Origin of the sequence: Olsenella profusa DSM 13989 (assembly GCF_030811115.1) — a bacterium.
GTDB lineage: Bacteria > Actinomycetota > Coriobacteriia > Coriobacteriales > Atopobiaceae > Olsenella_F > Olsenella_F profusa.
This window is the reverse complement of the sequence record NZ_JAUSQK010000001.1, coordinates 1,367,550-1,393,139: the sequence shown is the minus strand read 5'-3', so window position 1 is coordinate 1,393,139 and position 25,590 is coordinate 1,367,550. Positions and strand designations below refer to the sequence as shown.

General features: G+C 64.1%; 28 protein-coding genes. 6 read left to right on the top strand and 22 right to left on the bottom strand.

Annotation, left to right across the window (positions count from 1 at the left end; genetic code table 11):
• The first annotated feature begins 66 nt into the window (after positions 1-66).
• Both J2S71_RS06455 and J2S71_RS06450 read left to right on the top strand, forming a co-directional pair.
• Positions 67-192: a hypothetical protein gene (locus J2S71_RS06455; protein WP_307389887.1), complete on the top strand. Its 126-nt coding sequence runs from the start codon at positions 67-69 to the stop codon at positions 190-192.
• Complete coding sequence (locus J2S71_RS06450; RefSeq protein ID WP_307389884.1) at positions 189-458, top strand: alpha/beta hydrolase fold domain-containing protein; 270 nt, start codon at positions 189-191, stop codon at positions 456-458. The genes J2S71_RS06455 and J2S71_RS06450 overlap by 4 nt, the downstream gene beginning before the upstream one ends.
• 316 nt (positions 459-774) lie before the next feature.
• On the opposite strand, the gene murJ is transcribed toward J2S71_RS06450, so the two are convergent.
• The 11 genes from murJ to hisG all read right to left on the bottom strand — a co-directional run bounded on the left by murJ (position 775) and on the right by hisG (position 11,674).
• Complete coding sequence (gene murJ / locus J2S71_RS06445; protein ID WP_307389880.1) at positions 775-2,406, bottom strand: murein biosynthesis integral membrane protein MurJ; 1,632 nt, start codon at positions 2,404-2,406, stop codon at positions 775-777.
• A 20-nt stretch (positions 2,407-2,426) separates the two neighbouring features.
• The gene (locus tag J2S71_RS06440) at positions 2,427-3,578 is read right to left on the bottom strand and encodes a coiled-coil domain-containing protein (RefSeq protein WP_021725575.1); all 1,152 of its coding nucleotides are present in this window, start codon (positions 3,576-3,578) and stop codon (positions 2,427-2,429) included.
• Between the two features lie 480 nt (positions 3,579-4,058).
• On the bottom strand, positions 4,059-4,376 hold the full coding sequence (gene hisE, locus J2S71_RS06435) for a phosphoribosyl-ATP diphosphatase (protein WP_307389876.1): 318 nt from the start codon (positions 4,374-4,376) through the stop codon (positions 4,059-4,061).
• A gap of 2 nt (positions 4,377-4,378) precedes the next feature.
• Complete coding sequence (hisI, locus tag J2S71_RS06430) at positions 4,379-4,726, bottom strand: phosphoribosyl-AMP cyclohydrolase (protein ID WP_021725625.1); 348 nt, start codon at positions 4,724-4,726, stop codon at positions 4,379-4,381.
• Between the two features lie 8 nt (positions 4,727-4,734).
• Positions 4,735-5,505: an imidazole glycerol phosphate synthase subunit HisF gene (hisF, locus tag J2S71_RS06425; RefSeq protein ID WP_021725544.1), complete on the bottom strand. Its 771-nt coding sequence runs from the start codon at positions 5,503-5,505 to the stop codon at positions 4,735-4,737.
• Positions 5,487-6,251 (bottom strand): 1-(5-phosphoribosyl)-5-[(5-phosphoribosylamino)methylideneamino]imidazole-4-carboxamide isomerase, encoded by a 765-nt coding sequence (locus J2S71_RS06420; RefSeq protein ID WP_021725626.1) that lies wholly within the window; start codon positions 6,249-6,251, stop codon positions 5,487-5,489. The genes hisF and J2S71_RS06420 overlap by 19 nt, the downstream gene beginning before the upstream one ends.
• Positions 6,252-6,259: 8 nt before the next feature.
• Positions 6,260-6,928 (bottom strand): imidazole glycerol phosphate synthase subunit HisH, encoded by a 669-nt coding sequence (gene hisH, locus J2S71_RS06415; RefSeq protein ID WP_307389868.1) that lies wholly within the window; start codon positions 6,926-6,928, stop codon positions 6,260-6,262.
• Positions 6,928-7,515, bottom strand: coding sequence for an imidazoleglycerol-phosphate dehydratase HisB (gene hisB / locus J2S71_RS06410; protein WP_307389866.1), 588 nt, complete (start codon positions 7,513-7,515; stop codon positions 6,928-6,930). Before hisB ends, hisH begins: the two co-directional genes overlap by 1 nt.
• A 2-nt stretch (positions 7,516-7,517) precedes the next feature.
• Entirely contained in the window at positions 7,518-8,606 is a 1,089-nt protein-coding gene (gene hisC, locus J2S71_RS06405) for a histidinol-phosphate transaminase (protein WP_307389863.1), read from the bottom strand.
• A gap of 2 nt (positions 8,607-8,608) precedes the next feature.
• Positions 8,609-10,006 carry a histidinol dehydrogenase gene (gene hisD, locus J2S71_RS06400; protein ID WP_307389859.1) on the bottom strand — a complete coding sequence of 466 codons (1,398 nt, stop codon included), beginning with the start codon at positions 10,004-10,006 and terminating at the stop codon, positions 8,609-8,611.
• A gap of 9 nt (positions 10,007-10,015) precedes the next feature.
• Positions 10,016-11,674, bottom strand: a complete 1,659-nt coding sequence (gene hisG / locus J2S71_RS06395; RefSeq protein WP_307389856.1) for an ATP phosphoribosyltransferase — start codon at positions 11,672-11,674, stop codon at positions 10,016-10,018.
• Positions 11,675-12,179: 505 nt separating this feature from the next.
• Here hisG and J2S71_RS06390 point away from each other — a divergent pair.
• Genes J2S71_RS06390 through J2S71_RS06375 form a run of 4 tightly spaced genes read left to right on the top strand, consistent with a single transcriptional unit; the run spans position 12,180 to position 15,202 of the window.
• Entirely contained in the window at positions 12,180-13,253 is a 1,074-nt protein-coding gene (locus J2S71_RS06390) for a HesA/MoeB/ThiF family protein (RefSeq protein WP_307389853.1), read from the top strand.
• Positions 13,231-14,454, top strand: a complete 1,224-nt coding sequence (locus tag J2S71_RS06385) for a M14 family metallopeptidase (RefSeq protein WP_307389851.1) — start codon at positions 13,231-13,233, stop codon at positions 14,452-14,454. Before J2S71_RS06390 ends, J2S71_RS06385 begins: the two co-directional genes overlap by 23 nt.
• Positions 14,451-15,050, top strand: a complete 600-nt coding sequence (locus tag J2S71_RS06380) for a hypothetical protein (RefSeq protein ID WP_307389849.1) — start codon at positions 14,451-14,453, stop codon at positions 15,048-15,050. The genes J2S71_RS06385 and J2S71_RS06380 overlap by 4 nt, the downstream gene beginning before the upstream one ends.
• Complete coding sequence (locus J2S71_RS06375) at positions 15,047-15,202, top strand: hypothetical protein (RefSeq protein ID WP_307389846.1); 156 nt, start codon at positions 15,047-15,049, stop codon at positions 15,200-15,202. Before J2S71_RS06380 ends, J2S71_RS06375 begins: the two co-directional genes overlap by 4 nt.
• Before the next feature lie 43 nt (positions 15,203-15,245).
• On the opposite strand, the gene J2S71_RS06370 is transcribed toward J2S71_RS06375, so the two are convergent.
• The 11 genes from J2S71_RS06370 to J2S71_RS06320 form a co-directional block, all read right to left on the bottom strand.
• A complete protein-coding gene (locus J2S71_RS06370) occupies positions 15,246-15,737 on the bottom strand; it encodes an aminoacyl-tRNA deacylase (RefSeq protein WP_307389843.1) in 492 nt (163 codons plus the stop codon).
• A 3-nt stretch (positions 15,738-15,740) separates the two neighbouring features.
• The gene (gene uvrA / locus J2S71_RS06365) at positions 15,741-18,632 is read right to left on the bottom strand and encodes an excinuclease ABC subunit UvrA (protein WP_307389840.1); all 2,892 of its coding nucleotides are present in this window, start codon (positions 18,630-18,632) and stop codon (positions 15,741-15,743) included.
• Positions 18,633-18,999: 367 nt separating this feature from the next.
• On the bottom strand, positions 19,000-19,977 hold the full coding sequence (locus tag J2S71_RS06360; RefSeq protein WP_307389837.1) for a DUF4153 domain-containing protein: 978 nt from the start codon (positions 19,975-19,977) through the stop codon (positions 19,000-19,002).
• Between the two features lie 18 nt (positions 19,978-19,995).
• Entirely contained in the window at positions 19,996-20,223 is a 228-nt protein-coding gene (locus J2S71_RS06355; protein ID WP_442417827.1) for a helix-turn-helix domain-containing protein, read from the bottom strand.
• A gap of 2 nt (positions 20,224-20,225) precedes the next feature.
• On the bottom strand, positions 20,226-20,684 hold the full coding sequence (locus tag J2S71_RS06350) for a DUF2975 domain-containing protein (protein ID WP_307389834.1): 459 nt from the start codon (positions 20,682-20,684) through the stop codon (positions 20,226-20,228).
• Positions 20,685-20,986: 302 nt separating this feature from the next.
• The gene (locus tag J2S71_RS06345) at positions 20,987-21,592 is read right to left on the bottom strand and encodes a DUF5028 domain-containing protein (protein WP_307389830.1); all 606 of its coding nucleotides are present in this window, start codon (positions 21,590-21,592) and stop codon (positions 20,987-20,989) included.
• Positions 21,589-22,254: an ABC transporter ATP-binding protein gene (locus J2S71_RS06340; RefSeq protein ID WP_307389827.1), complete on the bottom strand. Its 666-nt coding sequence runs from the start codon at positions 22,252-22,254 to the stop codon at positions 21,589-21,591. The genes J2S71_RS06345 and J2S71_RS06340 overlap by 4 nt, the downstream gene beginning before the upstream one ends.
• A gap of 2 nt (positions 22,255-22,256) precedes the next feature.
• On the bottom strand, positions 22,257-23,135 hold the full coding sequence (locus tag J2S71_RS06335; RefSeq protein WP_307389825.1) for a hypothetical protein: 879 nt from the start codon (positions 23,133-23,135) through the stop codon (positions 22,257-22,259).
• Complete coding sequence (locus J2S71_RS06330) at positions 23,132-23,932, bottom strand: hypothetical protein (protein ID WP_307389822.1); 801 nt, start codon at positions 23,930-23,932, stop codon at positions 23,132-23,134. Before J2S71_RS06330 ends, J2S71_RS06335 begins: the two co-directional genes overlap by 4 nt.
• 17 nt (positions 23,933-23,949) lie before the next feature.
• Positions 23,950-24,813: a hypothetical protein gene (locus J2S71_RS06325; RefSeq protein WP_307389819.1), complete on the bottom strand. Its 864-nt coding sequence runs from the start codon at positions 24,811-24,813 to the stop codon at positions 23,950-23,952.
• A gap of 23 nt (positions 24,814-24,836) precedes the next feature.
• A complete protein-coding gene (locus J2S71_RS06320; protein ID WP_307389816.1) occupies positions 24,837-25,541 on the bottom strand; it encodes a hypothetical protein in 705 nt (234 codons plus the stop codon).
• Positions 25,542-25,590 lie beyond the last annotated feature (49 nt).

The window sequence follows — 25,590 nt, the reverse complement described above, 5'->3', positions numbered from 1 at the left end:
AACCGGGGGATGCTGGGTACACTGCCCACGTCCTGATGGCATGAAGACGTCGAGGCAGCTGCTCATATGGCCCTCAAGGTTCTCCTGACGCCCGCAACGACACTGGTCTGCGTCCTCGTGATGGACGTGGCCGTCCCCACCATCCCCTACCTGGGAACCATAGGGTCCTTCTATGATGCCCATCGCCTATGACCTCTCCAGCGACGCACCACACGGCGGACGTCAACGAGCGCGAGGTCGCCCAGGCGCTCGCGTGGACGCAACGGCATGCTGCTCAGTTTGGTGGCGATGGCTCGCGGGTGTCCCTGGTGGGCGACCCTGCCGGCGGCAACCTCACCCTTGAGGTCGCCCTCAAGCGCACGACGGAGTTTGAACAGGTGGATGGGGTGGCAGACGCCCAGGGCGATGCCGCGGACACGGCGAGCTACCCACTCGCCCCCTCGCTTCCATCTCCGTGAGTTACCCCATCGTCGACCTCGAGAGCTTCGCGTCCAACGACAATCCATCGGCAGAGGCCTCTCGGCCCTCTCGGCACGCTCCTATCTCGGCGAGCAGGGCATGACCGAGGCCACACGCACGGCGTCCCTGAGCCCACTTGCCAACCTCGGGCAGGCGGACCTCTCGTCCCTGCCTCCCATCCAGGTCATCCTGGGCGATGCGGATGCCATCATCCCACCTGCGGCCACCTACCGGTTCACGGACCGGCTCAGGACAGGGGGCGTCATCACCAAGCTCGTCGTGGTGCCACGCGCCAGCCATGTCGACGGCGTCCCGTCAGCGGTGCAGCAGGCGGCCGCCCAGGCGCCTGATGGCGGCCGTCTCGGGCACCTTGAACAGGATTGCCGCCCCATAGGTGACGAAGAGCGCCGTGAGGCCACCGATCACCACGGAGAGGAGGGCGTGCATGATGGAGGGCGTGTCCGCCAGATGCGCGAGCGGCGTGAAGGTGAGCAGCACATAGCTGGCGGCAACGCCCAGGGCGCCAAAGACGAGCGACCGCAGCGTGGAGACGGCGATGCCCCTGAGCCCCACATGGCCCAGCTCGTGCCTGAGCATCGCGAACGTCACCACATCGACCGCCGTGAAGTACAGAAACGACGAGAACGCCACCATCCACAGGCCCGTGAACGGTGTGAGGTAGATGCAGGCCAGCACCTGCACGACGGCCGCCACGACGTTGGCCGCCGCATAGAGCCCCATCCTGCGCAGGGACGAGCACACCTTCTGCAGATACATGCAGACGGCATAGACGGGCAGGCTCACGGCGAGTGCTGACAGGTACTGCGCCGTGAGCACAATCTGCGGCTGCGTGAACCTTCCCGCCGCCAGGATGGTGATGAGGACGACGGAGAACTCAATGAGATACAGGGCGAAGGGCACCATGAAGAACATGATGTTGCTGGTGCCCGAGGTGATGCCATGCCGATAGGAGGCCATGTCGCCACGGGCGACGTCGTCGGAGAGCTCCGTGAACATGGCCGTGGTGATGGGCACCGCCAGGATGGCGTAGGGCAGCGTGTACCACAGGCGCGCATAGTACGAGATGGAGGCACCCTCCGCCGTGACGGAGAGGGCGGAGCTCGTCTGCACGGAGACCGTCACGAACGAGCAGACCATGACAAGCAGCGACGGGATGCCGATGGAGAGCGTGTCCTTGATGGCCGGATCATGTAGGTCTATGTGCAGGCGCAGGTGGATGCCGTGCCTGCACAGCATCGGGAGCTGGACGGTCGCCTGGACGAGGACGCCCAGGGGGTTGCCCACCGCAAGGATCAGGAGCGCAAGCCGCGGGTTCGTGGGCACCAGGAAGGCGTAGGCGAAGAACGACGCCGTGGTCACGAAGTTGTTGAAGATGGGGGCGGCACTGCTCCAGAAGTAGTCGCGCTCCGCGTTGAGGACGCCCGAGAAGATGGAGTCGAGCGAGTACAGCACGACCTCGATGACGAAGAAGCGGAAGAAGTAGACGGCCAGGTCGGAGTCGAAGTCACTGTTTGCCGAGAACGACTGCGTGAAGACCACCTGATAGGCGAAGACCAGGCCCAGCACCGTGACCGCGCCCATGATGACGAGGACGAGCGTCACGAGGTTGGAGGTGTAGTCACTGGCCCCCTTGGTACCCAGGCGCTTCTTGACGGAGAGGTAGACGGGCAGGAACGCCGTCACGAGCATGCCACCCACCACGAGCTCATAAAGCTGGTTGGGCAGGTTGTTGGCCACCGAGTAGCAGCTTGCCGTCACCGTGACACCCAGGGCATAGGCCTGGCCCCAGGTGCGGAAGAACCCCGTCAGACGGCTGATGATGACGAGCACGCTCATCATCGCCGCGGAGCGGCCGACCTGGCTGGCCTTGGCGTTCCCATCCTGCCGCTCGCTCGACGAGGCGAACTCGCTATCCTCCTGCGCCATTCACGCTCCCCGTTTCCTGGCTAGGCAGCTGGCGAGCCGCAGGCGCTGAACCTACCGACCGTGCCAAACGTGATGCCAAGCTGGGGATCCCTGGCTTCGATGGTCTTGCCGTCTCCGATGTAGATGCCCACATGGCCAGGCTTCCAGACGATGTCGCCCGGCTGGGCCTGGGAGATGGGCTTGGTGCAGTAGGAATGCTGTGCCTCGGAGTAGTGCGGCAGGTTGTAGCCTGCCTGCGCATAGCAGTAGGCCACAAGGCCGGAGCAATCGAATGTGCGGCTGCCGGGGCTGTAGGCCCCATAGACGTAGGTGCCGCCCACCATGGAGTACGCGGCGGACACGACGGTGTTGCGCCACCCGGAGCTGTTGCTGTTGCTGGGAGGTGCGGGGGTGGAGCCATTGCTGCCGGGGGTCGAGGTGTTCGTGGTGGTGTTGGTGCCGCCTTCGTCGGTCGCTGAGCCATTGGGAGCGCTGTCGTCAACGTAGGAGCCACCGTTGTTGGCAGCAGCCCGGGCTGCGGCGGCGGCCTCCTCCTCGGCCTGCCTCTGGGCGGCGGCCTGCTCGGCGGCGAGGGCCTGCTGCACCTCCTCGCTCAGGGAGTCGACGTACCCCTGGGCATCCCTGGTCTTCTGCTCCAGGTCTGCTTGCTGGGACTTCTGGGACTCAAGCAGTTGGCTCTGCTCGGATTCCTGCTGGTCGAGCTGGTCCTTCTGGTTCTGGAGCTCATTTTGGATGGCCTTGGCATCCTGAATGGAGCTGCGCTGGCTCTCGGAGACCCTATTGGCATAGAAGATGTTGCTCACGAGGTCCTGCACGCTTGAGGAGTTGACGACGATGTCAAGGATGCTGACGCTGCCGCCCTTGTAGTCGTTCACCACCAGTGCGGAGAGGGTGCCTTGGACCTTGTCCAGCTCCGCCTGCTCATCGTCGATCTTGCCCTTGGTGTCCTCAATCTGACTCTTGGTGTCCTCGAGCTTTGCCTCGGTCTCGTTGACCGCCTCGGAGGCCTGCTCGGCCTGGTCGTTCAAATCCTCGAGCTGCTGCTTGGCCGCATCGAGCTTGGTCTGCAGCTCCGCGGAGGTCTCTGCGGAGGCGCTGACGCCCGGTGACGTGAGAACCATGCTTGCCGAGAGGAGCACGGCAAGCGGTGCCTTGTACCATAGTCCCTTCACGTTACCCTCCTTTGGTGGGGAGTTGACAGGGTCAGATGTGGTGCGAGCAGTATACCCCCGCAGCCTTGACTGCCTGGGATTTAGGAACGAGCGGCACGTGGATGGTGCGGCCGGTACATCGTCTGTACCTGCACACTCATATGCTTGTGACGCTTCCATGAACCAGGCGGAAGAGCGGGACGAGCCCTCACCCTCAACGTGAGCTTGAGGGGGACGCCATGGGACAGGGGCGTCCACCCCCATCCTGTGGGCATCCCTGTGCCGCAACGGCAAGCGTGTGGGTGCCTTTCGCTTGCATGTGGGTGCTGATTGAGCCGTGTGGGTGCCTTTCTCCCGAAGGGCGCCGACAAAGTCCCAGGTCGACAGCGACGACACCATGCGATTGGCACCCACAGGGAGAGAAAGGCACCCACACGTAGCGATTGGCACCCACAGGAAGAGGGACCCGTCACCGCGGACGCACCGCCACGCGCTGGCCCGCTACCTCATGCGGGCATCGAGCTCGCCGGCCAGCTCGGGCAGGGAGACGTGCCAGCGCTCGGCCGTCACCAGCAGGTGGTAGACGAGGTCGCCCATCTCGTAGCGGATGTGGTCGTGGTCATCGTCCTTGCAGGCCATGATGACCTCGCTCGCCTCCTCGGCAAGCTTCTTGAGCAGCTCGTCCTCCTCGCCCGTGAGGAGGCGGGCGGTATATGACCCCTGGGGATCGTGGTCCCAGCGGCCATGCAGCGTCGCCGCAAGGGACTCCAGCGTCTCTCCGATGCTGCCGTTCTCGACGTGTGCCGTGCGTACGCCCATGCCTAGCCCTCCTCGTCCACAACGAGCTCACGGAAGAAGCAGCTGCGCCGTCCGGTGTGGCAGGCGGGACCCGGGGAGTCAACCACATAGATGAGCGTATCCGCATCGCAGTCCACGAGCACGTGCCTCACCTGCTGCACGTTGCCGCTGGTGGCCCCCTTGTTCCAGAGCTCCTGGCGGCTGCGGCTCCAGAACCAGCTCGTGCCCGTGGCAAGCGTGCGCCGCAGCGCCTCCTCGCTTGCCCATGCCACCATGAGCACCTCGCCCGTGCCCTCCTGCTGCACGACCACGGTGATGAGTCCGCGCTCGTCGAACGCGAGCGCCACCTCGTCAAGCGCGACCTGCTCCATATGCCCTCCTAGAAGTCCAGCCGCACGGGGATGCCCTGGCTCGCCAGGTATTCCTTCACCTGGCGAATCGAGAACGTGCCAAAGTGGAACACGCTCGCGGCCAGTACCGCATCGGCCTCGCCCACGATGACGCCCTCGGCAAAGTGCTCGAGCGTGCCCACACCACCCGAGGCGATGACGGGGATGCTCACCGCACGGGCCACCGCACGCGTGAGGGCCAGATCGAACCCCTCCTTCGTGCCATCGCGATCCATGCTCGTGAGCAGGATCTCACCCGCACCGCGACGGCAGGCCTCCTCTGCCCAGGCGACGGCATCGATGCCGGTGGGCGTGCGACCGCCAGCGAGGTAGACCTCCCACCGGTCGCCCGCACCCTCGACACGGCGCGCATCGATGGCACAGATGACGGCCTGGCTGCCAAAGGCCGCGGCGGCCGCGCTGATGAGCGACGGATCACGCACGGCGGCGGAGTTGACGGAGACCTTGTCGGCGCCTGCGGAGATCATCTGGTTCATGCCCGCCACATCGCGGAAGCCACCGCCCACGGTGTAGGGGATGTGCAGCTCCTGCGCCGCACGGGAGGCGAGGTCGATGGTGGTGGAGCGGTCGTCAGAGGTGGCCGTGATGTCCAGGAACACCACCTCGTCGGCGCCCTCGCGGTCATAGGCGCTCGCCAACTCCACAGGATCGCCTGCGTCGCGCAGGTCAACGAAGTTCACGCCCTTCACCACGCGTCCGTCGCGGACGTCCAGGCAGGGTATCACGCGCTTGGTGAGCATGTCTCCTCCTTGTGGCCCGCCGCGGCCAAAGCCTCGGAGAGCGTGAAGTTCCCCTCGTACAGGGCACGCCCACAGATGGCCCCCTCGACGGCCGAGGACCCCAGCGCGGCGAGCGCGCGGATGTCGTCCAGGCGCGCGATGCCCCCCGAGGCCACCACGGGAAAGCCTGCGACTGCGGCGACGTGCGCATACGCCGCCGCATCGACGCCCACCTGCATGCCATCGCGCGCCACATCCGTGAACACGAGGCGCCGAAAGCCCATGTCCGCCAAGTCGCGTACGAGTTCGTCCGCAGAGATGCCCGTGCCATCGCGCCAGCCATTCACGCGCACGACGCCGCCCTGGGCTGCCACATCGGCGACGAGCAGGTCCCCAAAGCGGGCCGCCGCCTCGCGCGCCAGCGTGCGGTCGCGCACGAGGGCCGTGCCCATCGCGATGCGCCTGGCCCCGAGATCGGCGAGGCGCTCCACGGCCTCAAGGCTGCGCACGCCTCCGCCCACGTCCACGGAGATGCCCTCCACGCCGCAGATGCCCTCGATGGCGCGACGGTTGGCGGCGAGCGCCCGCCCGTCCTCCCCGAAGGTCGCGGAGAGGTCCACCACGTGGATCCAGTGGGCACCGGCACGCGCGAAGTCGCGCGCCACGGCGACGGGGTCGCTGGCGTAGACGTCCATCTGGCTGCGCTCGCCACACCGCAGGCGCACCACCTGCCCGGCAACGAGATCTATCGCGGGAAACAGGATCACGGCTCCCCCTATCCGTTCACGATGCGGACGAAGTTGGAGAGGACCCGTATGCCCGTCCCCGAGGACTTCTCGGGATGGAACTGCACCCCAAAGACGTTGTCCCGCCACACGACGGAGGCGAAGCTTCGCACGTAGTGCGTCGTGCCACAGATGACGTCCTGCGGGATGTCGTCATCGAGCGCATACGAATGCGTGAAGTAGACGTTGGCGCCCTCGGGCACGTCCACGAGCAGGGGGCACTGCACGCCCAGCGCGCTCAGATGGAGCTGGTCCCACCCGACATGGGGCACCTTGAGCCATGCGGACTCCAGCCTGGTGACGGATCCCTCGAGGACGCCCAGCCCCGGCACCCAGCGGCCGCCCCAGCATGAGGGCGCGCCATCGGCGGCAGAGCGCTCGTCCCCCTTGGCAACGAGTAGCTGCATGCCCAGGCACACGCCCAGGAAGGGGACGCCGCGCCCGATGGAGGCGAGCACCGCATCCGCCTCGCCACTCTCGCGCAGGTACAGCATGGCGTCCTCGAAGGCGCCCACGCCGGGAAGCACCACGCCGGATGCGGCGGCGATGCGCGCGGGATCATCGCTCACCGCAACCATGCCGCCCGCCGCATCGAGGCCGCGCACCATGCTCTGCAGGTTGCCGCGATGATAGTCCACCACCACGATCTCGTCGCGCATCAGAGGCTCCCCTTCGTCGAGGGCACGCCACTCACGCGCGGATCCACCTGGCAGGCGAGGCGCAGGGCACGTGCGGCCGCCTTGAACGTGCATTCCAGGACGTGATGGGCGTTCTCGCCGGCAAGCTCGCGCAGGTGCAGGGTCACACCGGCATCGCGCGCAAGGCCCGCAAAGAACTCGCGTCCCAGCTCGGTATCGAACGTGCCCACCTTCTGCGTGGCGATGGGCACGTCCCAGAAGAGCTCGCCGCGACCGGAGACGTCCACGGCCGCCAGCACGAGCGCCTCGTCCATGGGCACGCAGGCGTCGGCAAAGCGCGCAATGCCCGCCTTGTCCCCCAGCGCCCGGGCGAGGGCCTGACCCGTCACGATGCCCACGTCCTCGACGGTGTGGTGGTCATCCACCCAGGTGTCGCCCTCGGCATGCACCGTGAGGTCGCACAGGCTGTGACGGCCAAAGGCCGTAAGCATGTGATCGAAGAAGCCCACGCCCGTGGAGATGTCACAGGTGCCACTGCCATCCAGGTCAAGCGACACCGTTATGTCGGTCTCTCCGGTCGTGCGGCTCACCGTCGCGCTTCTGCTCATGGCTACCTCCCAGTGATGACGGACAGGGAATCGATGACGGCGTCGTTCTCCTGCGGCATGCCCACGGTGATGCGCAGGCAGTCGGCAAGCCCTGGGGCCTGGGAGAAGTCGCGCACGAGGATGGAGAACTCGTCGCGCAGGCGGGCGCGCGCCTCATGTGCGCCGGGCAGGCGGACGCACAGGAAGTTGGCAGAGCTGGGCCACACCCGCACGTCCGGCAGCGCGGCCAGGGCCGTGGAGAGCCGCCCGCGCTCGGAGACGATGCGTCCGATGATGGGTTCGAAGGCCTCCCGATTGCGCACCACGGTGAGGGCCGCGGCCTGCGAGAGGACGTTCACGGAGTAGGGCTGGCGCACGGCCTGCAGCGCGGCGATGATGGAGGGACTGCCCAGCACGTAGCCGATGCGCGCGCCGGCCAGGCAGAAGGCCTTGGAGAGCGTGTGCAGCACCACGAGGTTGGGGTACGCCGCAAGCAGCCCCTCCACGGAGGTGCCCTCACCCGCAAACTCGATGTACGCCTCGTCCGCGAGCACGATGCCGGGACAGGCCTCGCATAGCCGCTCGATGCACCCGGCAGGGACGAGGTCGCCCGTGGGGTTGTTGGGCGAGGTCACGAACACGAGGCGTGCCGTGCGGGCGGCTTCGACCAGCCCGTCGACATCAGGCACGAACGTCTCGGCATCGCGCGGCACGTCCATGACGGGCGTCTCCAAGAGCTCGGCATAGAGGCGGTAGACGGAGAACGTGGGCGGGCAACTGACCAGCGCATGGCCCGCGCCGCCAAAGGCGAGCAGCAGGTTGAAGAGCAGCTCGTCGCCACCATTGCCCACACAGACCTGCCCGGGCGTGACGCCATGCCACAGTGCCAGCTCCGCGCGGAGCTCGTCGGAGAGCGGGTACGGATAGCGGTTGGTGGCGACGGCGGCCAGGGCCTCACTCACCTCGGCACGCACCTCGGCAGGCATGCCATAGGTGTTCTCGTTGGCCGAGAGGTTGATGCGCGCCGGCGAGAAGGCCGGGTCATAGGGCTCGAGGGCCGCGGCGGAGGGGCGCATGAGGCCGCGCACGTCTGGGGGGATCCGCACGGCCATGGCTATGCCTCGTGACCGAACAGCTTGGGCACGCCCGGCACGTCGAGCACGTGCGGCCAGGCCGTGGCGCCGGCGTCCTCACAGGCGGCATGGGGGTCGGCGAAGGTCCGCGCGCCCTCCCCCACCAGCTTGCGGCGCAGACCCACGGAGAGGGCGTGCGCCCAGAGGCCCTCGGCCTGGGCCAGCGTCTGCACGGCAGGGCCATCGGCCGCCAGCCCCTCGGGACTGTAGGAGATGACGCTCGAGCGCTTCTGGAAGTCGTACACGCCCAGGGGGTTGGAGAAGAGCGCGGTGCCGCCCGTCGGCAGCGTGTGGTTGGGGCCGGCAACGTAGTCGCCCAGGGGCTCCGAGCTCCAAGGGCCCACGAAGATGGCGCCCGCGTTCTCGATCCTGCCCACCAGGCCGAAGGCATCCGCACAGTGGAGCTCGAGGTGCTCCGGGGCGATGAGGTTGACGGCGTCGACGGCGGCGTCGAGGCTCGTCGTCGAGACCACCAGGCCGTGCGCAAGCGACGCACGGGTGATCTCCTCGCGCGGGCTCTGGCCCACGAGCAGCTCGATGGCATCCTCCACCTGGGCGACGAGCTCGGGCGCGTCGCACACCAGGTAGCAGGTGGCCAAGGGGTCGTGCTCGGCCTGGGCCATGAGGTCGGCCGCCACGAGGGCGGGGTCCGCCGTCCCGTCCGCGAGCACGCACACCTCGGAGGGGCCGGCGACCATGTCGATGCCCACGTCGCCCGAGACGTAGCGCTTGGCGGCCGCCACATAGGCGTTGCCCGGCCCTACGATCTTGGCGACCTTGGGAATGGACTGCGTGCCGTACGCGACGGCGGCGATGGCCTGGGCGCCGCCCACGGCATAGACCTCGTCGACCCCCGCGACCGCGGCGGCGGCCAGCGTATAGGCCGAGAGGCTGCCGTCACGCTGCGGTGGGGTGACCATCACCACGCGCGGCACGCCGGCGACCTTGGCGGGCACGGTGTCCATGAGCACGGTGGAGGGGTACTGCGCGCGGCCCCCCGGCACGTAGACGGCCACGCTCGGCACCGGCGTCACCTTCACGCCGAGGATGGTGCCGTCGGCACGCGTGGTGAACCAGGACTGCTCGCGCTCGCGCTCGTGGAAGTCGCGGATCTGCGCATGCGCCCGCTCGAGCGCCGCAAGGAACGCGGGGTCCACCATGCCGGGCGCGCCCTGGACGAGCTCGTCCGGCACGAGGAAGCCCTGGGGGCAGGCGCCGTCAAAGCGCTCGCAGTAGGTCCGCACGGCGTCATCACCCCGGGCCCGCACGCCATCCACGATGGCCTGCGCGGCGTCCATGATCTCGCGCGGGAGGGCTCCCGAGCGCTGGAGGTCGTCTTGCGTGAGGGCCTGTCCCGGCCCGAGGGTGATGGTTCTCATGTGAGGCTCCTAGGGTTGGGTCACCGCCTTGAGGCGGCGGGCGAGGTCACGAATGCGGGCGTCACAGCGGTAGGCCGCCGGCCCCGCAAAGAAGCGCGCCGCGCATTCCATGACGTCGTCCACGACGACGAGGTCGTTCTCCGCGAGCGTGGTGCCCGTGGCCGTGATGTCCACGATGCGGTCGGTCATGCCCACGATGGGGCCGAGCTCGATGTTGCCATGCAGCTGCACGATGTCAACCTGTTGGCCCAGCGCGTCGTAGTAGCGCCGCGTGATGCGCGGGTACTTGGTGGCCACCCGCACGGTGCCGCGCCACCCATAGGCACGGTCCGCCTCGCCCGCCTTGGCGCGGGGCTCGGCCACCACGAAGCGACAGGCGCCAAAGCCCAAATCGACAAGCTGGAGCAGGTCGACACCCGCCTCGATGATGGAGTCGTTGCCGCAGATGCCGCAGTCCGCGCCGCCATGCGCCACGAAGATGGGCGCATCCTGGGCGCGCACGATGACGTACTCGTAGTCGCCCTCGCGGATGACGAGCTTGCGGCCAACGTCGCGCAGATCCGCCACGGGCAGACCTGCCGCCTCGAGCACGCGGATCGTGTCATCCTTGAGGGACCCCTTGGGAACGGCGATACGCAGGGGGCGCGCGTCCAGGCGCACGCCCGGCGTCACCACACCCGACGCTCCCTGCTCGCCCAGGATCTCCTGCAGGCGCTCGAGCGAGCACATGAAGCCGCAGGCGGAGACACCGGAGCGGTCGAGGTTGGCCAGGACGGCATCGTAGCGACCCCCCGAGGCGATCGAGGCGGCGATGCCCTCGGAATAGGCCTTGAAGATGATGCCCGTGTAGTAGTCGAACGAGTTGATGATGGAGAAGTCAAGGCTCAGACGGCCCGCCTCCACAAGCTCCGCCAGGCCGTTGACCAGGGCGCGCAGCTCGGAGGTGCCACGGCCCCGCACGGGCACGGACGCCTCGTCGAGCAGGGCGTCAATCTGGTCGATGACCTCGACGCCACCTTCGAGGCGCACGATCCGGGCAAGGGCGCAGGCCGCCTGCGGGCGCAGCGCGTCGGTGTGGGCGACGAGGTCGTCCAGCCCCACGAGGTCCGACTCGTGCACCAGGCGCAGGACCTGCCCCGTGAACTCCTGCGAGGGCGAGCACGCGGCAAGCAGCGCCGTCAGCGGGGAGACGGAGCCACAGACGATGCGCCAGGCCGGGACATCGAGTCGACCGAGGGTCTCGGCGAGCAGCGAGACCGTCTCGACCTCGGGCTCCTCGTCCCGTGTGCCAAAGCGCTCCACGCCCAGCTGCGTGAACTGACGCGGCTGGCCCTTGAGCGAGGACTCCTCGCGCACGACCGGCGCGCAGTAGCGCAGGCGCAGCGGAAGCTGGCTGTCGTCGAAGCGGGTGGCCACCAGGCGTGCGACGGGCAACGTGAGGTCGGGCCGCAGCACCAGCAGGCTACGGTCGGTGTCGAAGAGCTGGAAGAGGGAATCGGCGAGCCTGCCACCGCCCTCGAGCGAGCCGCGATCCTCGAGCAGGGGCGTCTCTATGGGCAGGTAACCCCGCTCGCCGAAGCAGGCACGAACGGTGTCTGTGATGCGCTCACGTGCGAGTGCCTCCGTCGGCAGGATGTCACGAAAGCCACGGGGGGTTCCTACGAGCACTTGCTTCCCTTTCGTCCGGGGGTCACATCCAAGGCCACCAAATCTGCATCCCCGTCCCCTCGCAGGGAAAAGTCGGAAGCCATGGGTTCGGCATTTATTCTGCCTTCGTGACGCGATTTCAATGACGCTACTCTAGCGCAGCAAAGTAGCCCGAAGGCCGACGGCGTCAGAGGGTAACGCATCCGAAATGCCTTGCTCGATGCGCCAAAGACATCCTGTCTGAGGGCATTCAATCACTGCTTGTCATCGCCCAGTCTGCTATTTCGCTCTCGGATACAACCCCCTGGTTGAATCTCCCTCCCCGAAAAGCTAACCCCCCTAACCCATCAATATACAAGCAGAGGAGGTGACGTCATGACTACCATTGAGGTGAAGCCAGTAGAGGAGGTCTCAACGACCTGCCATGTTGATCAGCACTGCTAGATCAACAGTGAGTCCGGGATTTCCATTGTTTTTCGCGCGGGAATCCCGGGCTTCTTACTATGGGATAACGAAAATGAGATGTGTGATAAACCAGTTTAGACCACTCTATCTGAATTCTAAAACGAACGATATCCGATTGGGCAATCATCCTGGAACGGGCACGAAGATAGAGAATGCGCCCTTTCAAGTACTTGGCATTCTTTCGCATTTCTTGATACCTGCCGACAGGAAAGCTGTTGCATCTACCCTGAGTAGTACTTTTGGAATGCCCGTAGACAATGTAGAGTCGCTTATCCAACAACTACTTGATGTTGGGTACCTTATCGATGCGGATGCCGCTTCGCGAGTTCTCGATAATAGTCGGCTTATGCGTGAGGCGCTTTACTTCGCGATGCAGGGCAATTATCTGCGAGTGCCAAATATGCTAAGCGCCATCATGCATTCACATGTCACTATCCTTGGGATTGGAGGCATCGGATCAATTATCGCAGAGACGCTTGCTCGCGCTGGGGTCGGAAGACCGACAATTATCGATGACGACCAAGTTGAGGAAAGTAACCTCATTCGGCAAACTCTCTTTTCCTACGCAGATATCGGCAGGCCTAAGGTCGAGGCTGCTACTGATGCGCTGAAGCGCATTAACCCATCTATTACCATCTCAGCATTGATGACAACAGTCAAGACGGATGGCTTCTTGGCCGAAACGGTTCATGATTCTGATATTGTTGTCTCCACAATAGATCGACCGGTACGAAGCGCTAGGGAGATGGTCAATCGCTTGTGCGTCAGCACGGGCACGTCATTCATCTTCGCTGGTTTCAGCGAACATGTCGGCATCGCAGGCCCTCTTGTCGTATCGGGGGAAACCGCTTGCTACCAATGTATCCTTGAGCAAAACGGTGAGGTCGATGATATAGCAATGAATGCAGGTCGCAAGATTCCGTCCTATGGACCTCTATGCCTTTCGATCGGAGCCATCACGAGCGACGAAGTCATCAGGTACGTGTCAGGATATGCTCCATGCTCTCTCATGGGTACGTCACTCATGCTTGATATGGCCACGTATACGACAACTCGACAGAGATGGCAACGGATGGACACATGCCCCGTCTGCTCGTCAAGGGAGGAGAAGGATGCGACTCGAAACCGTCGATGATTACCTGGCGGATATAGAGAGGACTGCCGCTGGCTTCGGGCTAGCCATACGAAGAGTGCGAATCGGCACGAGCTCTCAAGGGCGGGAAATCGTCGCCTACGCCATCGATGGCCCGCCCAGGAAGCTGTTGATTCTCGGCTTCCCACATCCCAATGAGCCACTCTCGCAGGTTGTGATCCCCCATTTACTCGAAACAGCAGCAATAGTGGCTGGAACAGGCAGGGACACTTGGTGGCTGGTGCCAGTCTGGGATGTTGACGGCGCGCACATGAACGAGCTTTGGTGGTCGCAACCAAATGGCCTAACGCTTACTGGTATGGTCGAAGGCTGGTTCAGGGCGGCAACAAAGTACCAGGTGGAATGGGACTTTCCCCTCTCTTACAACGACTATGAGCACGAGACGATGCTACCGGAAACGGCTGCCGTGGCTCGGCTCATCGACCATGTCCATCCGGACGGACTCATCTCATTGCACAACGGAACCGTCGGGGCAGCCTATGCCTATGCAGGTGGTCCTGACCCATCCCTCGCACTGGCTATTGCCGGGGTCCTTGCTGACTCCGGCCTTGAGGTCCTACGACATACACCCGTTCCCTACTGCAATCGCCTCGCCAAAGGCGTGTTCACCTTACCTCTCGCTGAGCATGAGATTGATTTCCTCAAGAGTGTTGGTGACTTCGGCTCAGACTACACAAATGGATCTGCGAGTTTTGAATATGTAGATAAATCCTGCCAATCACTAGTAATCGAGCTGCCACTCTTTTCACTTGACGCCACCCTTGTCCCCGGTATGCCGGATGAGTTCGCAGCGCGTCTAAAAGTTCTATGGTCTCACTTCGAAGACGATCTCTGCACAGTTTTCCCGCGCAAGAATGCTGGTACAACCACTGACCTGCTCCTTTCGTCACCTAGAGAATTCTGGGAACGACGCACAAGCGATAGCGCCTACGTACATTCGGTTTGCAATCAAATGCAAGAGTGGCCCAGAGACGAGGCGGTTGATCGCTATTTCGGACTCGTATTCTCGATAGCAACTCAATATGCCCAGATGGCGCGCGCTCTCGGAAGAGAGATTGGTGGCAGCGCACAGTGCTTCGCCGAACTGGCCCATCTCGCGCCCGCTGCGAGCACAGTCAGCATATCGGACGTGGAGCGCATTGCTGATGGCATCATTCGGGCGTTCGTAGGTGAACGAATATGACACAAGATAACGTGTTAATGACATATCCAGACCTGAGATCTCTCATCATCACTGAGGAAGAGAATGGAGTATTCCTCCTTGGGAATGGCCAGAAGTTTGTACAAGTACCAGAGATTGGCGTCGAAGTTGTCTCCATGATGGACGGCACGCGGAGCATCCCGGAGATTCATGACCATACGCTCGAAAGGCTCGGTGCAGACATAGATATAGACGCGTTTCTCAAGACTTTGAGAGATGCTCAGATTCTTGACCGACCACAGGTGAAGAGTAACGTGTTCGATCATATCCAGAGTAACTATGCAGGCATCCCTTTTTGCACACCTGCGTATATTCTTTTTATAGCCCTTCTAGCCATGGCCGTCGGATCATATGTGCTCGGGATCATTCCTTTTCCTACGTATGAAACCGTCTTAGTAACCCAGAGCGGCGCCGTGAACTTGCTTATTTTGACGGTACTCTCCTGGATAATCATTGCCGTGCATGAGTCATTCCATATACTCGCCGCCAGGTCGCTTGACTTACATGCGGAAGTATCTCTTGGTATCAGGATGCGATTCCCTATTGTACAGACCAACCCCTTTGCACGCTGCCCATGAACTTTGTACTGGTAAAAAACAGTGTTGATCGCTATCTGTCTGGTACTCCGGGAGCGCTACCAGACATGGCAAGCGTCATCGGGCTGCTCGCTCTCAACGTAATCCTCTACCTCATGACCGCCCTCAAGCAGCGTGGGAATTCCAAGTCGTAGCCCATGCGAGCATCTCTAACACACCACCTCTGAGGAGGTCTCGCTACCGGCAGACGTCCGCAAACGTCGCGCCGATGAGAGCCGCCAGCTCCTCCGGATTCACGCGCAGGCCCAGGCCGCGCCTGCCGCCCGATATGCCGATGCGCTCGAAGAGCTGCGCCGTCTCGTCGATGAGGGTGGGGAACCGCCTCCTCATGCCCACGGGCGTGCAGCCACCACGCACGTAGCCCGTCGTTGCCTCCAGCTCCCTGGTGGGCAGCAGCGAGAGCGACTTCTCGCCCGCTGCCGCCGCGGCCTTCTTGAAGTCGAGCTCCTCGCCCACGGGCAGGCAGCACACCACATGGCCGCCGCCCGGCGCCACGCACACGAGCGTCTTGAACTGGCTGGCGGGATCCTCGCCCGCCTCCTCGGCCATGCGCAGGCCTAGGCCGCGCGAGAGGTCTCCCTCCTCATGCTCGTGGGCCGTGTAGGACACCCCACCACGCTCCAGCTCGCGCATGGCGTTGGTCTTGGCTATCCTCTCCCTCCTGGGCACGGGCTAGCCCCTCCCCTGCCGCGCACGGTCGCGCGCGAGGATGGGCGCCAGGTAGTGGCCGGTGTAGCTCTCCGGCACCTCGGCCACCTTCTCGGGCGTGCCGTAGGCCACGACGGTGCCGCCGCCCTCGCCGCCCTCGGGACCGAGGTCGATGATGCGGTCGGCCATCTTGATGACGTCGAGGTTGTGCTCGATCACGAGCACGGTGTTGCCCGCGTCCACGAGCTTCTCGAGCACCTGCACGAGCAGGCGCACGTCCTCGAAGTGCAGCCCGGTGGTGGGCTCGTCCAGGATGTAGAAGGTCCTGCCCGTCTGCTGGCGGTGCAGCTCCTTGGCGAGCTTCACGCGCTGGGCCTCGCCGCCCGAGAGCGTCGTGGCGCTCTGGCCCAGATGGATGTAGCCCAAGCCCACGTCGTAGAGGGTCTGCAGCTTGTTCTTGATGCGCGGGATGCTCCCAAAGAACGCGAGCGCCTCCGTGACCGTCATGTCCAGCACGTCCGAGATGGATCTGCCATGGTAGGTGACCTCCAGGGTCTCGCGGTTGTAGCGCTTGCCGCCGCACACCTCGCACGGCACGTAGATGTCGGGCAGGAAGTTCATCTCGATCTTGATCTGGCCGTCGCCCTTGCAGGCCTCGCAGCGGCCACCCGGCACGTTGAACGAGAAGCGTCCCGGGCTGTAGCCGCGCGCGCGGCTCTCGGGCACGGAGGCGAAGAGGCTGCGCAGGTCGTCCCATAGGCCGATGTAGGTAGCCGGGTTGGAGCGCGGCGTGCGGCCGATGGGGCTCTGGTCGATGTCGATGACCTTGTCCACGATCCTGCGGCCGTCCTTGTCCACAAGGCCCTCGAGCTTGCGATAGGGGCCCACGGGGCGCTTGGAGTGATGCACGGCGTTGGTGAGGGCGGGTGCCAGCGTGTCCGTGACGAGCGAGCTCTTGCCCGAGCCCGAGACGCCCGTGACCACGGTGAGGGTGCCCAGCTCCACCTTGATGGAGACGTTCTTGAGGTTGTTGGCCCGCGCCCCCGTCAGCCTGACGGAGCCACGGCGCGGGGTGCGGCGCCTCTCGGGCAGCTCGATCATGCGCCTGCCCGTGAGGTAGGCGCCCGTGAGGGAGTCGGGGTTGGCCATGATCTCCTCCGGCGTGCCGGCGGCCACGATGTCGCCGCCCAGCTCGCCCGCGCCCGGCCCCATGTCGATCACGTAGTCCGCCGAGCGGATGGTGTCCTCGTCGTGCTCCACCACGATCACGGTGTTGCCCTGGTCGCGCAGGCGCCCCAGCGTCTCGATGAGGCGGTCGTTGTCACGCTGGTGCAGGCCGATGGAGGGCTCGTCCAGGATGTAGAGCACGCCCATGAGGCCGGCGCCGATCTGCGTGGCCAGGCGGATGCGCTGTGCCTCGCCGCCCGAGAGCGTGGCGGCCGCACGGCTGAGCGTGAGGTAGTCGAGGCCCACGTTGACCATGAAGCGCAGGCGGGCGACGATCTCCTTGACGATGGCGGCACCGATGAGCTGCTGGCGCTCCGTGAGCACGAGGCCGTTGAAGAAGGCGAGCGCATCGGCGCAGGAGAGGTCGCAGACCTCCTGGATGTTCTTGTCTCCCACGGTGACGGCCAGGTATTCGGGTTTGAGGCGCGCCCCGTGGCAGCTGGGGCAGGGCACCACGCGGATGTAGCGCTCGAGATGCGTCCTCATGGTCTCGCTCGTGGTCTCCTGGTACTTCTCGAAGAGCACGGAGCGCACGCCGGAGAACTTGGTGAACCAGTGGGTGTCACGCCCGTCCCGCGTGTGGTAGTCGACGCGAACCTTGGCGTCACCCAGACCGTCAAGCAGGGCCCGCTGGGTCCTCTTCCTGAGGTCCTGCCAGGGGGTGTCGGGGCTCTCGCCCAGATGCCTGCAGACGGCGGCAAGGATCTGCGGATAGTAGTTGGAGTGGCCGAAGATGGCGCCAAAGACGCCACCCGTCACGGAGAGCGTGGGATCCTCGATGAGCGCCTCGGCGTCCACGATGCGGCGGGTGCCGATGCCGTCGCAGTCGGGGCAGGCGCCATACGGGGCGTTGAACGAGAAGTCGCGCGGCTGGAGGTCGTCGATGGAGTGTCCGTGCTCGGGGCAGGCCAGCGCCAGCGAGTAGGAGAGCAGCTCGCCCTCCGTGCCCTCGGGGGCGTCACGATCGGGCAGCAGGTAGAAGGCCACCCGGCCCTCGGCGATGCGCGTGGCCGTCTCCACGGCCTCGGCGATGCGACCCAGGCTGTTCTCGCGCACCACGATGCGGTCGACCACGACCTCTATGGTGTGCTTGAACTTCTTGTCGAGCCTGATCTCGCCTGTGCCCAGCTCGCGCACGTCACCATCCACGCGGACACGCGAGAAGCCCTCCTTGGCGAGGTCCTCGAAGAGCTTGGAGAACTCGCCCTTGCGGCCCAGCACCACCGGCGCGAGCACGAGGGCACGCCTGCCCTGCGCATGGGCCAGGACCTTGTCCGCCACCTGATCGGTGGTCTGGCGCTCGATGGGCCGCCCGCACTCCGGACAGTGGGGCACGCCGATGCGCGCGAAGAGCAGACGCAGGTAGTCATAGACCTCCGTCACGGTGCCCACGGTGGAGCGGGGGTTCTTGCTCGTGGTCTTCTGGTCGATGGAGACGGCCGGGGAGAGGCCGTCGATGCTGTCGAGGTCGGGCTTGTCCATCTGGCCCAGGAACATGCGGGCATAGGAGGAGAGGCTCTCCACGTAGCGGCGTTGGCCCTCGGCGTAGATGGTGTCGAAGGCCAGGCTCGACTTGCCCGAGCCCGAGAGCCCCGTGATGACGACGAGCCTGTCGCGCGGGATGGTGACGTCGACGTCACGCAGGTTGTGCTCGCGTGCGCCGCGGATGACGATGGACTCTGATGCCATGGGTACCTCTTGTGACGGAATTCCGAGTGGGGGCGCCACCGGGCGGCGCCCGCTGTATGCCCATCCAGTCTACCCAATACGGGCGACAGCGAACGATAGCCCGCGGGCATCGCGGGGGTGCCGTTCGCTCGTCTGTGGGCGCTTTCCGCTGCATGTGGGTGCGACTCCCCCATCATCTCCCATCATGTGGGTGCCATATGCCGCGTGTGGATGCCTTTCTCCCGGGCGGGCCTCCGGCGACCTGCGGTTCTGTGGGCCGCGTGCGGGAGAATCGCACCCACACGAACCGACTGGCACCCACAGGGGTGGAGAATCGCACCCACACGAGAGGACAGGCGCATTCCGAGGCCCCGGCTGCGAGACCCCTTTAGGTCACAGCGCCAAAGGTGGCCTGCCCCGGCCGTTCCTCGGCAAGGTGGTCGAGGGCGTCAGACGCGTCGGGGCCGAGGTCATACAGATAGTCGATGTCGATCTCCTCGATGGAGCCATCGAGGTAGCCGTTGACGTCGAACTCCGCGATGCGGGCGGCGGGCACGGAGAGGCCAAAGGCCAGCCAGATGACGAGCAGCGTCGCCAGGGACCACCTGTACAGGCGGAACTGCGGTCGGAACAGGCGCACGGCCGTGAAGACGCCCAGCATGAGGATGGACACCATGCCCACGTACGTGAGGGCCCGCAGCATCGTGAGACCGTAGCGCTCGACGTACAGCCCCATCCTCAGCGCCGAGGAGGCCAGCATGACGGCAATGGCAGCGAGCAGGCCACACTGCAGCACCAGCAGGACGACGGGACGCCTGCCGCCGCGCAGCCACCACACGCATGCCAGCGCCACGGCGAGGTTGATGGCGGAGACGCCCACCAGCTCGAAGAACCCCTGGCGCGCATAGCTGGCATACGCACCGGTGGCACCCACCATCTCAGGGCCGCCAAACAGCTCCTGGAACTGCACGACCACGAAGATGAGGTACACGGCATCGAGAGCCGCGAGCATCGTGGTGAGCGCAACGGTGTTGGCGGGCTTCGGCAGGGGGACCTCCCCCGTCGCACGGCGCGCCTCCTGGGCATGCGCAACGCCATAGAGGAGCGAGAACGTCGCCAGCGACACCGCCAGGAACCGCACGACCCGCCAGAGCCACCACTCGTCGTCAAGCCAGCCGAACATGAGGTCGAGCGTCGAGGCCCGCGTCCACAGGAGCGAGAAGGCCAGGGCGAGCAGGAGGGCCGGGACATCCCTCCGTGCAAGGTGGGGAGCCGCGGCGTCGGCACGCCCAGGGTCATCATGCGCATCTGGGCCAGGGTAGTCCTGGGGCACGGGAGGCATCCCGGCCCTTTCAAGCTCAGCCATAGGTTGTTCCTTTCGTCGTTACGTCTGGTGTGGAACGTATTCGAGCAGGTCACCCGGCTGGCAGTCCAGCTCGTTGCAGATGGCGGCAAGCGTGGTGAAGCGCACGGCCCGCGCCTTGCCGTTCTTGAGGGAGAGGTTGGCCATGGTCACGCCCACGCACTCCGAGAGCTCGGTGAGCGTCATCTTGCGCGTGGCGAGCATGACGTCCAGGTTGACCCGGATCTCTCCCTGCGGTTGCTCCGGCATCTCTACACCACCAGGTCGTTGTCGTCCTTGAGCTCGGCGGCATTTGCGGTGAACATCGAGAGCGCAGCCAACACCACCGTGAGCGACACCGCGAAGACGCGCGCCACGGAAAGTGCAGCAACCACAGCAAAACGCCTCTCCGGGGCACACAGCGTATAAATCGCGAGTCCACTCACCCAGATGATGGAGTCGATCGCAGCGAGATACGCCATGAAACGAAGGGTCCTGGCATTGCAAGCTGCGAAGACCTCCCCCGCCCCGATGGCGGAGAACAGTCTCCAAGCCTGGACGGCAAGCAGCACCAGGGGCACGACACCTACAACGAAGAGGATGGTCGAGCCTACGGGTAGTACAGAGGCCGTCTCACCTCCCGGAATCACTACCAGGGCTACAAAGGTGCAGGCTGCCATAGCCAGACAGTCAATCACCTTGAGCACCACGGACAGTTCTCGCTTGCTCATACCGCCCCTCTCATACGTATCTTCCCTGCTTGTCTTTTTCTCTAACAAGAGTGCAGTATGAAATTTATTGATTATCAATAAATCAAGTAATGGGAGAGGGACAGCGAGGAGTACCAACCGTCATAGACGCCGTCCATCATGGAGCGACATTTCGGATGACCTCATGACAAGCGACAAAGCGGTGCCACAAGGCACAGCGTAACATCTCCTGCCCGACCCCAGGGGCGGCAACAACACCGAGGAAGTAGAGTCCGAGGCCGGAGTATGCATCCCGAGCGCGACGTCACCACAAGCAGCGAAGCCTATTCGCTCACGTGCACCGCTATCGTCATGCGACGCGGCATGCGGGCCACGACGAGGTTGAAGTCCCGATCCCTAATCGCGTCCGCATACTTGCCCGCCTCGTTGCTGTTAACCGTATAGGGAACATGCATGACAAACTCCGTACCAGGGCGGATGGATACGGCATCCCCACCGCCCTTCTGCACCTGTGCCCATAGGTCGCTGTCATAGAGGAGGTACTCGTTCGCCCGCGTGGGGACGAGCACCATTTCAAACATGTTGAGCCCACCCGAGTCGTTGCCTTCGTTCCGCACATGAATCTCAACGTCCACGACGCACTGGGCACCCCCATACTTGCCCGGCTCATCCGGTGTCACGCCGTACTTGGTAAGATACTCGTCATGCGTGCAGAGCGTCGCTCCCTCGACCTTGAGGGAATACCCCTGCGTATTCTCGGAGTTCACGTCCTGGAACGCGCCATCGAGCGCGACCCACTCCCCCTCGTCATAGGACTCCTGAGGAATCTTGGGCATGGTGCTGTTCACGTATGCGATGCGTGTCACAATGCCACTCGCCACGACAAGAAGCGCAAACGCCAGAATGATTCTCCTTACACGTCGTCTCATCGCTCATCGTGCCTTTCCGTGGCACCGACCACCTCGACGACCTTGCCGGAACGCATCTTGTAACGGACATCACAGACCTTCCCGAGGAACTCGGCGTCATGACTCGAGACCAGGACGGCAGCGCCGCGATTGCGCTCCTCGCCTATGATTCCCACGAGGTCGTCCACACCATCTTCGTCAAGCGAGTTCGTAGGCTCGTCCAGCACGAGAAGCTCGGGGACCTCCATGAGCGCCATGGCGATACCCAGCCGCTGTCTCATGCCAAGCGAGTAGCCACGGCACCACTTGCGGCTGGAGGGGTCAAGTCCAACGCGCTGCATCGATTGACGCAGGTCACCTTCTTGTGCAATGCCACGTATGGACGCCATCAGCCTGAGGTTATCAAGTCCGGAGTACGTACCAAGGAGAGCGGGTTCCTCTATGAGTAGCCCTATGCTTGGCGGAAACGACGCATCCTTCCACAGCCGCATGCCGCCGATGGTCACGATACCCGAGCTTGGCCTAACCAAGCCACACACGACACGCATAGTCATCGTCTTGCCCGAGCCGTTCTCGCCCTGGAGCCCTACGACCTGACCACGCTCGACACGCACCGAGACGTCCTTGAGGACGGTATCTCCCCGTATGACCTTGCCCACGTGACACACCTCGACATAGCTCAACCCTATCTCCCCCTCAGGACATCATGATGCGCAAGCATAACTCCCCCGCCCACAAGGCTGACGACCAAGACCAGACCGGACACGCCCAGTGACTCCGCAAGCCCTATGCCTGGACTCAGAGAGCCATAGTCAACGTGCACGGCATTCGGCACGACGAAGACGGCGCTCCGTGCCATCGACATGAGGTTCCCCAGGAGCCAGGGGACATCAAAGAACACCGAGGCGCCAAGCGAAATGGTCGTAGCCACCCACGCACCACGCGCTCCCAGGCAGAGACCCAAGGCAAGCTGCGCCTCTGCGAGTGCCAGAGAGGCCACGAAGGTACCTACAAGTACGGGAAGGACGTCGTATGGCCCCGTCGCGAGGCTCTCGCGCACAAGGTCGGTCATCCGCACGAGCTCGTCCGATGCCACAAGGGAGAGGTCCCAGCCCAAGTACACCGATGTGCCAAGGCACATGAGCGTCACGATGGCCCAATAGACCACTGTGACAAGGGCAACCGCAGCGCACATCCCCGCCCACATCCGCATCCGGTTCCCCGACGCCACCAGCGCACCAGCCCCAATCGCATCGGATGCAGAGATGCAAGGTACCACGCACATGGGCAGCAAGACCATGAACAGCCAACCAAACGGCATTCTGAGCGGTTGTAGCGCAGCCAGGGAGCTCGGTCGCGGTTCGGGCTCGGGAAGCCCCTTGAGCAACCAGAGGAAGGCGTCACCAAGAGTCGTGGCAAACGGCGTCGGCACGTCATGGAGTATCGTAAGCCACAGCGATATGCAGCTTCCCGCTGCCGTGAGCGCAGCGAGGAGGCAGACGGCCATCAGGGGCTTGCTCCCCACGCACAGGTGGAATCGCATGACACGGAGTACGGTACTCATAGCGCCTCTCCTGCCCACACGTCACGCTGCGCAAACACCAAAGTCCCTATGAGGTACGACGCAATCATCACCACAAGGAACGCCATGACGCCCTCGAGACTCGAGGGGCCTTGGGCCGTAAACAGAGAGCATCGTGATGCCATGGTCCACGAGCAGGGCAGGGGCATGACAGGTGCCAGAGCGGACAGGGCAAGCATGGCAAAGGTCGCGATGAGGGCCACGGCGGCGTTGAGGACGGCAGAGCACAGCGCATGGAACAAGGCGAGGGCGATGAGGCTCATGAGCACGAGCACGAGAAACGTCAGCACCACCCCCGAATCATAGGCAAGAGTCTGCCCCGCGTCTCCCCAGAGCGAATAACCTGCGACACATGCCTCAAGCGACGGATGCCCGCCCACCACAAGGACCCCAAGCACGCCTCCGACCAGCAGTGCAACCCACTCGACGGCGGCGGTCACGGTAACGGCAAGGCAACGGGCCGTCCAGAATGCCCACCGACTGCCGAAGGCCATAACGAGTACGTCCTCACGTAGCCTCCCCGTCGCGAGCGGCCCCATGCACAGAGAGGCAAGCACGACAACATAGGGCACCAGCCATACGAACGTGAACCCCCTCACGTGACCGCGCAAAAGATCAAGCAGGAGGTCACCGCCGGCAAGGGCAGAGGGACAAAGCCCCCAATGCGTCATATCCGGCACAAGCGAAAGCAGTTGAAACCCCGGAACGCAGAGCATGAAGAGGCAGGCCAGTGCCGTCTCCCTGCGCGTCGACGCAAAGAGGGCCAGCGTGCCTCGCATCCACCTCGAACACCTCATCAGGGGCATTCCCCACGCAGCGTCTCGCGGCACACGGCAAACGCGATTGCGACGACCATGCCTCCATAGGCAACCATAAACATGACACTTGTCAGGTCACCTGTGCCTGGGATCAAAACCTGCAAAACGTTCAGCCATATTGCAACGGTAGACCCTCTGCCGTCCGCTGATGCCACCAGCAGCTGGATGGAACTGCCGACATAGGCGAGCAGATGCAGAAGTAGGTACATTCCCGCAAACGATGCAATGAAGTTGTCTACGTACGCAGAGACCGACATGACGAGCACCGACCACAAACCCGCAGCCACAAACGACACAAGCAGCCACACCAGGCAGAAGAGGAGCGGTGTGGTGTAGTACAAATCCGACAGGGGAGCATTTGCCCACATCCCCGTGGCAAGCATGTCCTCTACCCGCGGCATGGCAGCTGGGGCAAAACAGGCGCAGGCGACGAGATTGACAAGCAGGGGTAGACATATCACCAGGCCACCGGAGCAGAAGGCGGCAAAGGACTTAGTGACGTAGGCGGTACCCCAACCGACGCGCACGGAGACCTGCTCGCAGAGGCCGCTCTTGGCCTCCTGCGTCCATGACCACGCATATGGCAATGCAGCAAGCAGAGGCCAGACCAAGTAGAACAGCCCCGCAAAGAACAGGCTTGAGCCATGCATGGGCATCCAATAGGTGTAACAGCTGAGCGCCGAGTACAGCTCGTTGACCGTATCCCACTGTGCAAGAGCCTCTGCGAGTCCGCTCCGCATCATCTCGTAGCTCTGGAAGGCCGTCATACCCGCAAGGGCAAGTCCCACCAACAGCGATCCCCAAAACCAGGGGTTCTTGACGACTGCCTTGCGCAGCTCCATGTCAAAGCACCGCTGGAATGCCCTCATCGCGCCCTCATATCTTGCACGTCTCCCAGATCAACCGCCACCGTATCCGCCAGATAGCCACTCGGCGCCATGCCAAGCGTCACCCTGTCCGGAACCGGACCGCCCATGATGCCGAAGCACACGCGATACGTGGCAGAGGTACCCTTACTGGCCCATAGGTACCCACGGGCCTTCTCAGTATCCGCTCCGTCCCTTAGGGCCACCGCTGGCCCACTCACTGCCGCAACCTCCGCGCCGTCCATGGTGAAGGGCAGTGGAAAGCCGGCGCCGCCGATTGCCTGCTCCATGCGCGTCTTCACGCTGGCGTCCAAGTTCTCGATCGTGACATCCACCACCACATACCCCGTACAGCCATCGAGGCCAAAGCACTCGCCCTGGCTGAAACCGGCTTGCTCGGGTGTCTCACACCACCTGGCCTGCGATACCGTGAAGCGCATGGTACCCGTCCAAGGCAGGGACTGGCTGAAGGTCGATATGCTGCCACCATTCTCACCGCTGGCGGGGTCGGCTTCCCCCACCAGATCGAACGGCTCGTTGGCACGATACGTGACGCGCGATTGATCCACCGCCTGCCGCTCGGAATCGTCACTGTACTTGCGCTCCTGCAACTTTGCTACCGCACTACCACAGAGCACCAGCGCGATGGCCACACATGCCACCACCGCAATGCGAGAGCGTGACGCGGTCACCCTTCCCCTCATGCGTCATCCCTCCATTCCTACCATACCGAGCGAGAAAGCGACGTGCGCA

What these genes read in the sequence shown, in the direction of transcription:
- J2S71_RS06455 (WP_307389887.1), top strand. Translation starts at nt 67, where the DNA reads ATGGCCCTCAAGGTTCTCCTGACGCCCGCAACGACACTGGTCTGCGTC.
- J2S71_RS06450 (WP_307389884.1), top strand. Translation starts at nt 189, where the DNA reads ATGACCTCTCCAGCGACGCACCACACGGCGGACGTCAACGAGCGCGAG.
- murJ (WP_307389880.1), bottom strand. Translation starts at nt 2,406, where the DNA reads ATGGCGCAGGAGGATAGCGAGTTCGCCTCGTCGAGCGAGCGGCAGGAT.
- hisE (WP_307389876.1), bottom strand. Translation starts at nt 4,376, where the DNA reads ATGGGCGTACGCACGGCACACGTCGAGAACGGCAGCATCGGAGAGACG.
- hisI (WP_021725625.1), bottom strand. Translation starts at nt 4,726, where the DNA reads ATGGAGCAGGTCGCGCTTGACGAGGTGGCGCTCGCGTTCGACGAGCGC.
- hisF (WP_021725544.1), bottom strand. Translation starts at nt 5,505, where the DNA reads ATGCTCACCAAGCGCGTGATACCCTGCCTGGACGTCCGCGACGGACGC.
- hisH (WP_307389868.1), bottom strand. Translation starts at nt 6,928, where the DNA reads ATGCGCGACGAGATCGTGGTGGTGGACTATCATCGCGGCAACCTGCAG.
- hisB (WP_307389866.1), bottom strand. Translation starts at nt 7,515, where the DNA reads ATGAGCAGAAGCGCGACGGTGAGCCGCACGACCGGAGAGACCGACATA.
- hisC (WP_307389863.1), bottom strand. Translation starts at nt 8,606, where the DNA reads ATGGCCGTGCGGATCCCCCCAGACGTGCGCGGCCTCATGCGCCCCTCC.
- hisD (WP_307389859.1), bottom strand. Translation starts at nt 10,006, where the DNA reads ATGAGAACCATCACCCTCGGGCCGGGACAGGCCCTCACGCAAGACGAC.
- J2S71_RS06385 (WP_307389851.1), top strand. Translation starts at nt 13,231, where the DNA reads ATGCGACTCGAAACCGTCGATGATTACCTGGCGGATATAGAGAGGACT.
- J2S71_RS06380 (WP_307389849.1), top strand. Translation starts at nt 14,451, where the DNA reads ATGACACAAGATAACGTGTTAATGACATATCCAGACCTGAGATCTCTC.
- J2S71_RS06375 (WP_307389846.1), top strand. Translation starts at nt 15,047, where the DNA reads ATGAACTTTGTACTGGTAAAAAACAGTGTTGATCGCTATCTGTCTGGT.
- uvrA (WP_307389840.1), bottom strand. Translation starts at nt 18,632, where the DNA reads ATGGCATCAGAGTCCATCGTCATCCGCGGCGCACGCGAGCACAACCTG.
- J2S71_RS06360 (WP_307389837.1), bottom strand. Translation starts at nt 19,977, where the DNA reads ATGGCTGAGCTTGAAAGGGCCGGGATGCCTCCCGTGCCCCAGGACTAC.
- J2S71_RS06355 (WP_442417827.1), bottom strand. Translation starts at nt 20,223, where the DNA reads ATGCCGGAGCAACCGCAGGGAGAGATCCGGGTCAACCTGGACGTCATG.
- J2S71_RS06350 (WP_307389834.1), bottom strand. Translation starts at nt 20,684, where the DNA reads ATGAGCAAGCGAGAACTGTCCGTGGTGCTCAAGGTGATTGACTGTCTG.
- J2S71_RS06345 (WP_307389830.1), bottom strand. Translation starts at nt 21,592, where the DNA reads ATGAGACGACGTGTAAGGAGAATCATTCTGGCGTTTGCGCTTCTTGTC.
- J2S71_RS06335 (WP_307389825.1), bottom strand. Translation starts at nt 23,135, where the DNA reads ATGAGTACCGTACTCCGTGTCATGCGATTCCACCTGTGCGTGGGGAGC.
- J2S71_RS06330 (WP_307389822.1), bottom strand. Translation starts at nt 23,932, where the DNA reads ATGCGAGGCACGCTGGCCCTCTTTGCGTCGACGCGCAGGGAGACGGCA.
- J2S71_RS06325 (WP_307389819.1), bottom strand. Translation starts at nt 24,813, where the DNA reads ATGGAGCTGCGCAAGGCAGTCGTCAAGAACCCCTGGTTTTGGGGATCG.
- J2S71_RS06320 (WP_307389816.1), bottom strand. Translation starts at nt 25,541, where the DNA reads ATGAGGGGAAGGGTGACCGCGTCACGCTCTCGCATTGCGGTGGTGGCA.